The sequence below is a fragment of the Streptomyces sp. NBC_01077 genome (assembly GCF_045162855.1).
Taxonomy (GTDB): domain Bacteria; phylum Actinomycetota; class Actinomycetes; order Streptomycetales; family Streptomycetaceae; genus Streptomyces.
This window is the reverse complement of sequence record NZ_CP108669.1, coordinates 9674455-9689208: the sequence shown is the minus strand read 5'-3', so window position 1 is coordinate 9689208 and position 14754 is coordinate 9674455. Positions and strand designations below refer to the sequence as shown.

General features: G+C 62.9%; 8 protein-coding genes. 4 read left to right on the top strand and 4 right to left on the bottom strand.

The features are described from left to right. Positions 1-650: 650 nt before the first annotated feature. Complete coding sequence (locus tag OG462_RS43485) at positions 651-2246, top strand: MFS transporter (RefSeq protein ID WP_406053783.1); 1596 nt, start codon at positions 651-653, stop codon at positions 2244-2246. A 1487-nt stretch (positions 2247-3733) separates the two neighbouring features. On the opposite strand, the gene OG462_RS43480 is transcribed toward OG462_RS43485, so the two are convergent. Together OG462_RS43480 and OG462_RS43475 are read right to left on the bottom strand one after the other, a co-directional pair. Continuing rightward, entirely contained in the window at positions 3734-5017 is a 1284-nt protein-coding gene (locus OG462_RS43480) for a PhoH family protein (RefSeq protein WP_406053785.1), read from the bottom strand. 838 nt (positions 5018-5855) lie between these two features. Then, positions 5856-6479 carry a hypothetical protein gene (locus OG462_RS43475; protein ID WP_406053787.1) on the bottom strand — a complete coding sequence of 208 codons (624 nt, stop codon included), beginning with the start codon at positions 6477-6479 and terminating at the stop codon, positions 5856-5858. Positions 6480-7586: 1107 nt separating this feature from the next. Here OG462_RS43475 and OG462_RS43470 point away from each other — a divergent pair. Next, positions 7587-7868 (top strand): putative quinol monooxygenase, encoded by a 282-nt coding sequence (locus OG462_RS43470; RefSeq protein ID WP_406053789.1) that lies wholly within the window; start codon positions 7587-7589, stop codon positions 7866-7868. Positions 7869-8592: 724 nt separating this feature from the next. On the opposite strand, the gene OG462_RS43465 is transcribed toward OG462_RS43470, so the two are convergent. Beyond that, entirely contained in the window at positions 8593-8805 is a 213-nt protein-coding gene (locus OG462_RS43465) for a transposase family protein (protein WP_406066302.1), read from the bottom strand. A 1151-nt stretch (positions 8806-9956) separates the two neighbouring features. Between OG462_RS43465 and OG462_RS43460 the strand changes: the two genes are divergently transcribed. Then, positions 9957-11921, top strand: a complete 1965-nt coding sequence (locus OG462_RS43460) for an anthranilate synthase family protein (RefSeq protein ID WP_406053791.1) — start codon at positions 9957-9959, stop codon at positions 11919-11921. 92 nt (positions 11922-12013) lie between these two features. After that, entirely contained in the window at positions 12014-12997 is a 984-nt protein-coding gene (gene trpD, locus OG462_RS43455; RefSeq protein ID WP_406053793.1) for an anthranilate phosphoribosyltransferase, read from the top strand. A 1292-nt stretch (positions 12998-14289) separates the two neighbouring features. Here the strand turns inward: trpD and OG462_RS43450 are convergent. Beyond that, complete coding sequence (locus OG462_RS43450; RefSeq protein ID WP_406066304.1) at positions 14290-14724, bottom strand: DUF6892 domain-containing protein; 435 nt, start codon at positions 14722-14724, stop codon at positions 14290-14292. Positions 14725-14754: the final 30 nt, after the last annotated feature.

Here is a 14754-nt window from a genome sequence, read left to right as displayed (position 1 = left end):
CACATCCATCGAACTGGAGTACGACTCGCGCAATTTACACCGCTGGAGGTATGTCGGAAATGTCATTGCCGTCGATTGATGGTTCCCTGGTCCGTGTCATCGCTGATGCGCCGAGCAGTCCCGACCGCGAGCGGCAAGCCACTCGCTCCACACCCCCTTCAACAGTCGACTCGAGGAGAAATCCCAGTGTCCGTATCCCGATGAGAACGTGGGCGGCGGCCCTGCAGCCCCCTCAGGCAAGGCTGTGGATTCAGGGCTCAGGGGCAGCAGTAGGCGGCTCCGGGGCACAAGCGCGCCACCTGCGAACGCCTGCCGCATAGCGGTAAATCAGCCGCACAGGGACATCGCCACCATAGTCCTGGACGACACCGGTCAAGCCAGCGGCGGCGAGGTGTTCACCCCTCGACCCTGCCTTTGATTCATACGTCACGGGCAGCATGGAAGGCCAGCAGCGGGCGTGAGAAGCAAACTTTTCGCGTCCGAATAAGCGGCGAGAAATGCGACACCGGTGTTTCCGCAGCGATCACTCATCGAGATGACACTGATTGCCGGAGCGGAACCCCATGGGATCCCGCGGCCCGTCACCATCCCACCCGACTGCCTCCTTTCTGCATCCCCTAAACAAACCCAATCTCAGGAGAATTTCCCCTATGACGCTTCAGAGGATTCCACTTGACAGTGAAGGCCGACTGAAGAATCCTTCCAAATTTCAAGTATTTGCCATCATCGCGGTAGTTATCGCCTTTGTCGAGATTGCGCCTTTGCAGTTCACGATGGTATTCGCGGCGATCCCGCAGATTGCGCCATCTTTCCCTGAGGCGGGTCCGAACATCAGCTGGATCCTCATCGTATTCCTGCTCATTGGTGGTTCAACAACGCCCATCATCGGCAAGATGTCCGACATGTGGGGAAAGCGTCGCCTATTGCTGATCGTTGGAGCAGCATTCTTTGCCGGGAATCTGATCTGTGCCATCACCACATCTTGGCCCGTCTTCCTTGTGGGCCGCGGTGTAGCAGCTCTCGGGTACGCGACTCCCGTTCTCGCCTTCGGTCTTTTCCGCGATATCCTCCCACGCAGATACGTGCCACTCGCGGTCGGTTCAGTGGCCGGTGGGTTCGGTCTTGCCGCCGTCATCGCTCCACTGCTCGGGGGATGGATCCTCAATCATTACAGTTGGCGCTGGCTGTTCTGGAGCATGCTGATCTTTGTCGGCATCGTGGCTCCACTTCTCTGGATCGTAGTTCCGGAGAGCAGGCTTCGGCTCCGGCAGCGCCTCGATTTCGCAGGTGCATTCCTCCTGGCATCAGGAGTGGCCCTCGTCCTCCTTTACCTGGCCAATGGGGCTACGTGGGGCTGGGCGAATGCAGCCTCACTGGCCTGGCTGCTCTCAGGCGTCGCGTTGCTCGTCGCATTCGTCGTCACAGAACGCATCGTCTCGGAACCGATCATCGACCTCCGCCTTCTCTTCAATCCTAAACTCTCCCTAGTGCTCGCCAATTCACTGATCACCGCCGTCTCTATCGGCGTCATGACTTACTCCATCCCTTATATGATGCAGTCACCTACCGAGGATCAGATCACCGGTCGAGTCATCAGTGAAGTGTCTAATAGTTCCCCTACTCCACCGCCTGCGTCCCTGCTTGAGCAGATCCATGTCGGAGTCATCGGAGACATCAGCTTTGCCCTCGGCCTTACCCTCTTGGGATTCGCTACCCATGCAGCAGTCTTCGGCTATGGAACCTTCAGCGTCACCGGGGTCGGGGCAGGCGCTTGGTCCAGAAAAGTGGGACCGAGGCTGCCTCTTATCATTGCAACAGTCACTTTGGTGGTGTCTCCGGTCCTGTTCGCCCTCTTCAATCACGTCTGGTGGCAGTACGCCATCATCTCGGTGATTCAGGGAATCGGGCTGGGAGGCTTCTACTCCTCGATCCCGAACCTTATCGTGGAAGCGGTCCCGGCGACGCAACAGGGAGTGAGTGCCGGAATGTACGGCGTCACAAACGCCGTTGGCCAGTCAATCGGAACGGCTGTCGTGACTGCCTTCCAGAGCGCGAACCCTCTGAAATTCGTCGTCGAAATTCCCGGAAAACCGACGAGTCCCGCCCAGACAATTCCACAGCTCTACACCGCCTCGGCCTACGAACTAGCGCTCTACGTGGCTGCTGCCGCTGCTGCGGTCGGTCTGATTATCGCTGTACTGATGCGCCATGGCCGCGCCCCCGCGACTGGTGGCGCAGCCGTGTAGGGCCGGCGTAGTCCGCAGCGTCCGCTTCGGATTGTGTCCGGCAGGCAACGACGGGCCAACTCTGATGCCGTCGAAGGCCTCAGGATGGCCGCAACGGATTGGCGAGAAGGCGAGCAGCCCTCCTTGAGGGGAACCAAGCCGTGGCGCACGACGGAGCCTTCTGAGAAGCACGCCCCGTCGACAGCACCTGCTCTGGAGAGGACTGGCAGGCTGTCGCGCTTCCGGATCCCTTCGCGCATCAGATGTCGGCGTGGGGACGGGCCGCTGTTGTTACCGATCGTTTCGGAATTATGTTCGGGGTGCTGAGAGCGGATGCTCGGCTCTTGCGCATCAGGTGTTCACGGCGGTTTCCCGGCAGCATGCGGCCGTCTGGTCGAGGAGTGGCCGATCCATGGCAGGCCGTGGCCGAGGGTGTCGTCACAAGGCTCGCGGCAGGGATCGGGAAGCGTGCGCAGGGGCAGGTGCCGGGCGCCTGCACGAGACCCTCCTGGCCCGGCTCGGCGCATGTTCCGAACTTCTCTCGCGCGCAGTGGTCGACGGCTCCCGCATAGGGCCGTCAAAGGAGGATCCAGGACGGGACGAAGCCCCGTCGGCCAGGGCAGGAGGCAGCAAGCACCGCCTGATCACCGGATGCTTCAGGCATGCCGCCTGCGCTCACGCCCATTGGCGGAAACCCCAACGACGCTACCTGGTTCTTCCCCCTGCTCCAGGCCGTCCCACCGGCCCGCGGCACCTCGGCCGACCGCGACGACGGCCCCCGTACCGGGCGACCGGGCTACGACCGCGCAAGGCATCATCGGCCGCCAAGGGCCCTGGGCATGAAACCCGTCCACGCCCGACATGGCGTCCCACATCGATCCGGGCTCGATACCCACCGGCGGATCGTCGAGCGTGCCTCTCCCCATCTCCACTGGCCCCGCCTGCTCGCTCATCCGCCGACGACGCCAGGAGCCATTCCGATAGGAATTCGTGTGCTGGTCCACCGGAAGTCTCTCTGCCGGATTGCCTTGACCAGTACGTGGAGAACGTGAAGTGAGCCTCGAGCGGGTCTCGTGGCCCAACTGGCTGAAGTGCCACCGCGTTACGTGGGGTATCACTCCTCGAGATACGCTGCGCATCGCTGACCAGCGGGGGCGATGCCACACCATCGCCTCTATGCGAACCCGCCTGTCTCACATGCGAATCAATCGCCGTGCGTGTCCGAACCGAGACTCCCACCCGCCGCCTGGGCAGGATCAGAGGTCCCGGAATCCCGCGCATCCGCCGCGATGGACGGTGGCGTCTGTCCTGGGCCTCCTGAACCAGCCATGCCGGCTCATCATCTCGACAGCTTGTCAAAGGGCGTGGGGTCCCCGCCACGTCGATGCGGAAGCAGGCCGATTGGCCGGCCGGACGTGGACCGGGAGGCCCCGGCTGGCCTCCTTTGTCGCAAGGCTCCGAAGTGGACGCGGCCGCGTCTGGTCTCCTCTGGAGTGACTCGCCGTGAATCAGTGCAGATCGCCGTGCTCGAGCAGCTGTGTCACCAGGGCAGCAATCGCGGAGCGCTCAGAACGATTCAAGGTTATATGGGCAAAGAGCGGATGGCCTCTCAGTTTCTCGACAACGGCAACGACGCCGTCATACCTGCCGACCCTTAGGTTGTCACGCTGTGCTGTGTCATGGGTGAGAACCACTCGCGAGTTCTTCCCGATCCTTGACAGCACCGTGAGAAGTACGTTGCGTTCAAGCGACTGGGCTTCATCGACAATGACAAATGCATCATGCAGCGAGCGGCCACGAATGTGAGTGAGCGGCAATACCTCAAGCAATCCCCGAGACACTATCTCTTCGATCGTTTCCGGCGCGGCAAGGGCACCGAGCGTATCGAAGACGGCCTGTGCCCACGGTCCCATCTTGTCGGCCTCGCCGCCGGGGAGGTACCCCAGTTCTTGCCCACCCACGGCGTACAGAGGCCGGAACACCATGACCTTGCGATGCTGTTGACGCTCCAGGACGGACTCCAGCCCTGCCGATAGCGCCAAGGCCGACTTCCCTGTGCCTGCGCTGCCCCCCAGGGAGACAATCCCAACTTCTTGGTCGAGAAGTAGATCGAGCGCGACTCTCTGTTCGGCGCTGCGGCCGCGCAGCCCGAACGCCTTTCGCTCGCCTGGAACCAATCTGATCCGTCCGTCGACGGTGACCCTGCCCAATCCCCGACCGCGGGGAGACGTGAGTACAACGCCTGTGTGTACAGGCAGGTCGTCTGCTTCGGGCACGTCGATCGCCCCCTGCTCGAAGAGCGTGTCGACCTCGTCTGCGTCAACCGGCATGTCAACCATGCCGGTCCAACCGGTAGGGGCAGTGAGCTCTGCCTGGTACTCCTGGGCAGCCAGCCCCATCGAGCCAGCCTTGATCCGCATCGGCAGGTCTTTCGAGACGACCATGACGCTGCGCCCCTCGGCCTGAAGGTTGAGGGCCACAGCGAGGATGCGGGTGTCGTTGGTGTCGAGACGGTAGCCAACGGGGAGACGGGAGAGGGAACTGTGGTTCAGTTCGATACGGATGGTGCCTTCGGAGTCTCCGATAGGCACGGGCTCGTCGAGACGGCCCCATCTGGTCCGGAACTCGTCTAGTAGTCGCAGGGCCTGACGCGCGAAGTAGCCGAGCTCTGGGTGGTTTCGTTTGGACTCGAGTTCGTTAACCACGGTGATGGGAATCACGACGTCGTGCTCAGCAAAGCATGTCATTGCCCTTGGGTCGGACAGGAGCACGCTGGTATCGAAGATGTACACCCGCTTGCCTCGTCCCCCCGATCGGTGGGGGTGGTCGGGTGCAGTCGGGCACCCTCCTTCTTCACCCCTCATCGAGCGCTCCTGCCGCCACCTGCAGTCGTCTCGCCTGGTCCGAGAAACCAGGCGAAGGTGACCCTGGGTAGGGGCTGAGGGCACCCCCACCCACCCTTGGCTGGAGCGATCTGCGGCGGCGATGAGATCACGGAAATCACGGCTCCTGGTAGTGAAACGCGCCAAATCACAACTTCTCTTCTCCAGCCCACTCCTATGCCCACCCCTACACCTGAGCACTAGATACCTATTTAGGTCCATTTATGCAAATAGCACCTCTTGCTCGTGCCTGGTACCTGTCTCTCGGCTCCTCCGCGCCAGCGCCAGGGGCACACTGCCTCGACGGCGGCAGCGCCAGCCGTCGCGGCACTGCCGGTGGACCGACCCGCACTCCTTGAGGGCTGCCAAGGACGGGGGCTTCGCAAGAAGCACCGCCACAGTCCCGACCGCCCCAGCCTGGTCCGGCGATGGCCGACGCTTCCCATGGCTGCAGGAGACAGGCGGCCGTGCCCAGGATGACCCAGCCCGCCCGGTACCTTCGGCCAGAGCCGGCGTTTTCCGACGACTGCCGAGAGCGACGAACCGTTGCCTGTCTGGGCCCTGGAGGGTAGGAGATTCGTCGATGCCGACGCAGTCAGCAGTGATCACCGGCAGGTCGACCGCAACCGCGAAAGCTGGCGACAGGCCCGCGGAGACGCTCACTCCTGCCTGCTGACAGCGCCTGCCCAGGGCCGAGTAGGGCTCGCCGGCAAGCTGGAAGAAGCGCAGCGACGGCCGGCAGACGAGCTCAGTCGATACCTTTGATCTTGATCCAGTCCCGGCTGCGGCGGCCGGGCAGGTAGGGACTGCCGAGGCGCTTGGCGATGATGCCGTCGTAGCCCTCTTGCAGCGCCTGGGCCAGGGCTTCCGCGCCCATGGCAGGCCAGCTGGCAGGCACCGCAATGTGGTCGTGCTTCAGAGGTAGGTCGTCGAGGAGGGCGCGGCGAGCGGTGTAAGGCAGATGAAGGACTGGCTGCCACAAGAACAGCACATCGAAGATCATCAGATGAGCAGGCTGCTCAATCATGGCATAGGCGACGGCGCGTGGGTGGTGCAGGCTCATGCGTTGCTGGAGCCGTTGCACTGACGGGCGTCCCGCGTGGTCGAGGGTGATGATCTCACCGTCGAGCACTGCTTGTATCTGCGGCAGCAGTCCGGCCGGCGGGGTGAGTTCTGGGTAGTCGGCGGTGACGTCCAGACCGGCGGCCGTGATCAGTCGCATCGTGCCGTCACCGGGCAAATGAACAAGGACGCGCGCACCGTTCCACAGCGTCTCATAGGTGTACTCCGCTTCTTTGGCGGGGCCGGGTAGAGAGCCGACGGACGCGTACATGGGCGACCACGACGGAAGCCCCTCGGGAACGTCACCCATACATCCAGGATCACCCCGAGACGGGCATCGCGCCCGCGGAGGCAACACCGCAGAAGCGAGCAGCCTGGCGCACGCGCGAGCCGTCCGAATCCATAGGCAGACGCAGAGGAGGAAAAATCCACGGGAGTTCCGAGGCACAAGGTGCTCGCGCCTCGCCGGGCGGCGGGCCTGCTCAACCCGATGAATGCTTGACGATCCGCACCGACCGGAAGGATGACGGCTCGTCTTCTGCTGCTCACCTGCCTCCTGCCTGACGAGCCCGCCTCCGGCTGGCAACCCGCCTCTACCTATGCGACTGGATCAAGAGACCCGGCAGCCGACAGGTCCGCTGCCCGTTCCACCCAGCCGCCGCCAGGGGGAGGAAGGGAGGGGGGAACTCTGCCCGAGGATCTGACTGGATGCAGTCAGAAATTTGCTTCACGACGCACCATCCGCCAGCTGTTCTGTGAGGCATCGACAGCCGAATGCCCTTGTTAACCGTCAGCCACGTGGTTGATGCTGTTGATGTGACCCCTGATGTCTCCGTCAGGTACTGCGCCGGATAACCGAACTGCGCACCGGCAGCAACCCAGGCACCCTCGGGTAGCCCATGATCACGGACGGCGTGCGAAGAACGCCCAAATCTGCGCATAGCGGTGCCGTCATGAACACGACGGCACTGCTAGCTGCGGCTTGGCCGGATTCAGGCAGTTGGATCGCGCATCTGGGATGCCCGTGCGAGCGCATGACCAAAGGAACTCATATGGACACGAAAACGAGAGCAGCACTCCCCTTCAAGGCACCTTACAAGCCAACGACGGCCTTCACTGCCGACCCCGGCAGCCCACGGCAGCGAGACGCCCTCCGATCCGTTGCCAAATTCCATGATCCCGATTCCGGTGCAAGGTTCCAGACCGGCCGGATGACGTTTGCTCGGCGGCCAGACGACCAGGACCCCTTTCCCGAGCCAGATCTGGAAGTCTTAGCAGCCGGCGCTGAAGGCACCAAGACGACCATCGCGTGCGCCGACCGGGATAGGGATCCCACTCGTAGCCATGGCACGACTCCGTGCTACGACTACGGGCGGGCCCCCTTCCTCCGCTCCCCCGAGAAGGCAGGAACCCGCTGATGTTCGTGATGCTCGCCGTCCATCACCCCCGGCCCGAAAACAGAGACGACGTGCTCGCCTCGATGCAACGAGTCGTGGAAGCCGCACAGGGTGCACCAGGGCTGGTACAGATCGATGTATGGCACGACCAGCGCAGCGGCCGCCTTGTTGGCCTGGCACTATGGGAATCACAAGGCGCCTTCGAGGCCTCCCGCGACGAGATCTTCCGAGTCGTGGCAGGTACTCCCTTTGCCGAATGGGAGCAGCAGCAGCCGGACGTCTTCCTCCTTACCCGTCCCTGACCACGCAGGTACCCAGGTAGCCGCCGTCGGTGATCACTCTCATGGGTCCTATGGCGGCCGTCGCTCCGGAAGACTCTCATGAATTGCAGCCGTTTCGGCTGCCTACAACGGCCGGCTGGCCGCGACGGCCAGCCGCGGCCAGGTGCCGGCGGCGCGGACCTGACGGTTTACGCAGTACGGGTAGCTCGAAGAGGTCACAGGTGAACCCAGGCGTGTGAGTGAAGGGCCACCAGACAAGGTCGAAGCCTGCCGCCGTTCTGGGACTGAATCCCTCTGTTCAGACCGGTCTTATCTCGCCCGCTCCCTGCCTGGCGCAAACCTTCTGTAGTTCCGGGGCCTTGACCCCTCGTCAAAAACCGGTCCCGCCCGGCAGAGGCTGGAATACCACCAGCTTTCATGTCCTCAGCCCGCTGGCAGGGCCGGCCTCTCAACAGTTCGCGAGCCCATGAGCTCTCCAGCAGACCGAGGCCCTTGCGAGTGGCTCCTGGCAACCTTCACCGCCGACTATCTGGACGGCTGCCGCAGGTCGAGGAGGCCCTGGGACACCGGGCAGTAACACTCATCCGCCAGCTCGATGCCTCACACAACAGCGTCGCTCCGCTTGTTCTTGCCGGAGAGGCAACTGTCCCGGTCCTTGAGTTCCGGGGCTGGCCCCCGGACCCGGATCCCGGTGACGTCAATGCCGCCGGCCTGCCCGCTGGCGCCGCCAAGGTGGTCAACGACCTCAGCCAGCGTTCGCAGCCGGGCACCGGGGCCGACCGTGCACCTGTACTCGGCGAACAAGAGTCGGTCTCTCGCCGACAGCCCGGGGGACAGTGGAGCGGTCCACGCCGAACCAACAGGCCGGCACATCGTGAGTGGCCCCATGGTGGAGATGAACGAGCCCGGCGTGGAGCCGGTCAACGAACGCGAACGGGTGCTTCGCACCGGCACCGATCCGGCGGCCGGCTGGCGGCCCTCACCGCGCTCCAGCGTACCGAAGTCATCGACCTGTCGTTAAAGGGCTGCGCACATGACTGCACGATTGGCAGTGCTCAGCGAATGCACAAGGTGCAAGAGGTAGTTCAGTACCTGCCTTCGTAGCTTCCCCCACGGGAGCTACGAAGGCAGGCGGGCGGCGGAAGTGTGGGGCGACTGCCGCCCGCCCGGGATCTGCGCCCCCGGGGTCGTAGGAGCGCGTCCGCACCGGAATCCCGGTACGCCTGAACATAGCGCCTCAGCTGCATAGTGGAGTGAGTACTGCGTACTTGAATCCCGGCCGGTGCTGCAGGTTGTTCAACGGGCACAGACTCTCATCGGTCCCGGGCTCCATCACGCCCCGCGATCCTGAAAATCGCCTGCTTCGGCACTTCGGTCCCCGCGGTCCTCGCTGGCCACGGCGGCAAAACTCGTGTGCGGTTCTCACCGCAAAGCAAGTAGCAAACTACTCATCAGCGGTGGCAGTGCGCTCTGGAGCTTGAAGGCTCCCTGTCGTGAGGGTACGGACTCTAGAAGGAGGCCTCCGTGTCCAGGATTCGCAGTCTTGCGGTCGCTGCCGGACCGGCCTTTGTAGCTGTGGCTACGTCCGACATCTTGTCGGCCCAGGAAAACCCAGGTGCGGACGGCATGAGCAGCTCGGGAGTGAACGTCATCCTCGGAACCGATGGGGCCGAAGGCGGATCCCGAACCCAGAGGGTAAGCGCCTTGGAAGCAGCCACCGTAGCACCTGGTGCACGTTTATGTGCTACAGCGCCCGAAAAGCTGGTTAAGTCCGACTCGGTGAGACAAGTTGATCACCCACCCGTGTCGGACCGGGCAGTCATCGCTCTTGAGCCATGCGCAATGGACTCACCGTGATTGCGTGACGGTCAGACTTCCACATCACAAGTCGCTGTGACCTTCCGTGCGCCATACACACCATTCATGATCCTTCGTCAGGATGAGTATCTGATACCGGCGCGGCAACGGCCATCGGCGGCTTTCATGAAGGCCCCACGCTGCTCCGCCTCAAGGGCAAGGGTGCGTGCTTCACGAGTATTCTCTGAGGCACGCCCCCAGGCCTTCTCTCCGTGGATACGTGTGCACGCCACCGCGCCATGAGGAAGCCCCATGACTCTGCCTTTGTCCGTCGCCGAGCTCGTCGATCGACTCACCTCCGAGGACGCACCTCCGTTCGCATTGCTGCGCCGCAATGCGCCGCACGTGACACCCGGCACCATCGAGGTACTCACAGGCACGATAGGTACTTACGAGCGGCTGGCTCAGCTGCCCGTTGTTCCTGATGCACCTGCCTGCGGCGGTCCAGTTCACGATCTCCTCGCACTTGTCCCCTACCGGCAGATACGCGAGCGGGGTTTCGAGGCACAGGACGATGGAACTCCGCTGCAGGCCTTGCAGGTTACGCAGCAGAGAACCCTTCCTGTGGCACTTCTGCTGGCTGCCCTTCCGGAGACGGAGGTTGATCTTGCTGACGGAGGGTTCGTCACATCCGACCATCAGTACGCGGAGACTGTCCGTCGGATCATCAGCGACGAGATCGGGCAGGGCGAGGGAGCAAATTTCGTGATCCGGCGGGATTTCACAGCCACGATACGAAACTTTTCGCTGCATTTGGCGCTCGGCCTGTTCCGTCGGCTCATGGAGCAGGAGCGCGGCGCCTACTGGACATACCTGGTTCACACCGGCGAACGCGTTCTGTTGGGTGCCAGTCCCGAGGTTCACGTCCGTCAAGCCCAAGGCACGGTCGTGATGAACCCGATTTCAGGGACATATCGTTACCCGGATGGCGGTCCGACGTTGTCATCGCTGATGGAATTCCTCCAGGACACCAAAGAGTCCGAGGAACTGACCATGGTGGTGGACGAGGAGCTGAAGATGATGTGCTCCGTCGGTGACCGCGGCGGCCAGGTGATCGGGCCGCGTCTCAAGCAGATGGCTCGCTTGGCACACACGGAGTACGAGTTGCGCGGGCGGACGAGCATGGATGTGCGTGATGTCCTGCGTGAGACGATGTTCGCCGCTACAGTCACGGGCAGTCCCCTGCAGAACGCTGCCAGTGTGATCTCCCGGTACGAACAGTCCGGACGTGGGTATTACGCCGGCGCGCTGGCCCTGATAGGCCGCTCGGCCAGCGGCGGCCAGACGATGGATTCCCCAATCTGCATAAGGACAGCGGACATCGATGTGTCCACGGGGCGCACGGTGGTACGAGTCGGAGCCACGCTCGTCCGCAATTCCCATCCGGAGGCCGAAGTGGCAGAGACCCATGTCAAAGCCGCTGCCATCCTCGGAGCGATCGGAGCGATCGAGTCATCACCACAGCACCAGACCACTCCAGGTGAAGGACACACGCTTGCCGAGAGTTACCAGGTACAGGCTGCGCTGTACAAGCGCAGAGGGAAGCTGGCCTCGTTCTGGTTGAAGAAGCAGGACGCCTCCCCACCGACCATTGCCAGCCGGGCTCTGGTCGTGGACTGCGGAGACGGCTTCACCGCTATGCTCACGCATCAGCTCCGCTCTCTCGGCCATCCTGTCGTCGTAGAGAGCTACGACTCTCCTGGACTGAGTGAGAGCGTCGCATTCCACGACGGCATCGTCCTGCTCGGACCCGGTCCCGGTGACCCCACCAGCACAACCGATCCGCGGGTACGGACGCTGAGAACGATCGCCCAAGCAGCCCTTCAGCGAGACGCCGGCGTCCTGGGTGTATGCCTGGGGCACCAAATGCTTGCCACCGAGCTTGGTCTACCGATACGTCGTATGCCGAAACCAAGGCAAGGAACCCAGGAGGAGATCACGCTCTTCGGCCGACGTGAAACCGTCGGCTTCTACAACACCTTCACCACCTGGTGCGATGATCTTGCGGAGGGTGCCCTACTCGATCAGGGGATCGAACTCGCACGTGACCCGCGCACAGGCGAAGTGCACGCACTACGCGGAAGCGCTTTCGCCAGTGTGCAGTTCCATCCCGAATCAGTGCTGAGCACCCGCGGAATCGGTGTTGTCGCCGAACTGGTGCACCATGTCGAGCGTTCCGCGCACAAGAACCTCCGGAAGGCCTGGTCCGCTCGGTGACGGCCCAACACCCACATGCGCGGACCTGGCGGCATGTCATCCAACACCTGATTGAGCGACGCGATCTCAGCGTCGCAGAGGCTGCTTGGGCCATGAACGAAATCATGGAGGGCAACGCAACTCCCGCACAGTTAGCGGGGTTCGCGGTCGCACTGCGGGCGAAAGGAGAGTCAGTCACCGAACTGCACGGCATGGTTGAGGCCATGTACACCCATGCCGAACTCCTGGACGTACCTGGCCCGAGCGTGGACATCGTGGGCACCGGTGGAGATCAGGCTCAAACAGTCAACATCTCCACTATGGCCGCTGTCGTGGCCGCAGGCGCCGGCGCGACCGTGGTCAAGCACGGCAACAAGGCTGTCTCCTCTTCAAGCGGGGCTGCGGACGTACTGAGGGAGCTGGGAGTCGAGATCTTCCTACCGCCGCGTGCTGTCGAGCATGTGGCCCGCACAGCAGGCATCACCTTCTGCCTGGCCTCCACGTTCCACAAGGCAATGCGCCATGCCGCCCCGGTCAGAGCGGAACTGGGCGTACCCACCACGTTCAATTTCCTCGGTCCTCTCGCCAATCCTGCCAACGTTCCAGCGTTAGCGTTGGGATGTTCCGACGGTGCCCTTGTAGGAAGGTTCGCTTCCGTGCTGGCTCACCGAAACAAGCAGGGCCTGGTGTTCCGAGGGCAAGACGGACTCGACGAACTCAGTGTCTGCGCCTCGTCCGATGTTTGGATAGTCAAGGGAGGCGCCGCACACCAGCAGACTCTCGACCCTCGAGTTCTGGGTATCCCACGTGCCGGGATCGACGCTCTCAAGGGTGGCGACGCCCGGCACAACGCCAAAGTGGCGCGCAGCGTGCTGGCGGGGGAACGAGGCCCCATTCGCGACACAGTACTACTGAACGCAGCAGCCGCTATCACAGCCGTACAGCTCACCGATGAACCGCTCTTGCATCAGTTACGCTCTTCGCTCATCCAGGTGACCAAGTCTATCGACTCAGGATCAGCGACACGGAAACTCGAGCAATGGGTCACAGCCACGCAAAACGCTCGGCCGGAGAACTCGATCGCGGGTACGCGGTGAGCACCGGACGAGCCTCAGCTGCGTCTGATCAGCTCCCCATACGCTCAGCCAAGGCCCGAATAACGAGAGTTGGCCCGCGCGATCCGAACCGTGCGGAGCATAAGCGCAAAGAACCCCGCTTGATCGTAGAGTTCACACGATACGCAGGCCTGTCCCAGCGCAGCGAGGAACGCGAAATAACGCGCACTTCCGGCAGTGGTGGACGCCGCGCTGGCCCAGCGCCGATCCCGAAGCTCACGCCTGACCACTGCTCGAGAACGGCCCCTTAACACCGGTTCTCGGACATCAGGAAGCACAAAGGGAATCGGCTGACGCTCCGTGTGACCAACGGTCTCGAGACGAACCCCCTCGCCCATCCTTGGAGTAGCTTCTACTCATCCCGACGCCATCCCTGCATGATCCAATCTTTCCAGCCACGGAAGGCCTTCTCGCGGCGATGGTGGAGTGACGACGCTTACCCCGGGGGGGTGCGTTGTCAGGGCCGGCACAGTCCAACCCCCCTGTGTCGGTTCACCCGCCCGTTGGTTGTCCCAACGGGCGGGTCCCGCTGCAAAGAGGCTGTGCTGACGGCACCCCTGGCCAACGCCTGCGACCATACTGGCGAGTTCGTACCGGCGAAACCGGCCCTCCGTGTTTGTCGATCTCGATGGTCTGCTCGTTGAAGGCCATCACCTGCTCGGCCAGGATGCGGGCCAGTTTCGCGGTGATCTTCTCCCCCGGGGACGGAGGAGTGCTGGCGTTCGGCCGCCCCGAACACATTCGGCAAAGGTTCTGGTGTTGCAGGCCTTACAGTTGGCCAGCCACTTCGCCAGTCGGACGACGCCGATGCGGCGGATGGCGGGGGCCGGCAACCGGTCGGTCATCCCGAGCGGGCCGGGTACTGGTCACGTCCAGAGCGAGGAACATGCTCAGCAGGGTGTCCCGTCCAAGTCCCTACTGTGGCTGCTGTCAGCGGAATCGGAGTCTGCGGATACGTCAGGCGGCATCGGAGCTTCAGGGACCGAGCAAGCAGAGTCCCGACGGTCCGACCCACGCATTCCGGGTTGACCTGTCCTGTTGGGTCGAGGTCGGCCCCAGTGGTCGATGAGGCCGTCGTGTCCGCTTACGGTGTGACGCGCCGGCGCGGTAACGACTCAGATCCCCGCGCCGGTTCGCTCCAAACGCCTTGTGCTTCACGGGGGTACCAGGCGTTCAGCTTCGCGAGGATGTCCAGGTGTCCGTTGCACGAGGATCTTGGATCCCTTGTACGGGGCCAGTCGAAACCGCCCCGCGCAAGGGGTCGCGCAGGGCGCTTAGGTTGTAGCTATGCCGCGGCGGGCCAAGATCTCAAGCTTGTCGGGCACATCGAGCATGCTCTCGTCTGCGCCGAGGAACCGTTTCAGATTCGGAAGAAGAACGAGGTCGTCCAGGGAGCGGACATCGAACATGTCGTCCTCACCGTCCCAGTATGGACAGCACTCCAATTGTGCCTGGAGGCCACCCTCGATGTAGATCTCGTCCACTGTAGCAAGGAGCTCGTCGCCGATCTCCAGCTGTTCGAAGTACGCCCGCGATTCATCGAGCACATCGTACAGAAGGCCCCCCTCATGGAGGTGCCCCCAGGGGTCAATTATCCCACGCCCCCGCATCCGCTCGATAATGTTGTATACGGGGGCGAGTGATCCGTCTTCGTACATAAGCTTTTCAATGACGAGAAGTTTGAAATTTAAGTCTCGGAATATAGCCATACTGCATCCTAGCGAGGAGTCAGCACTGGC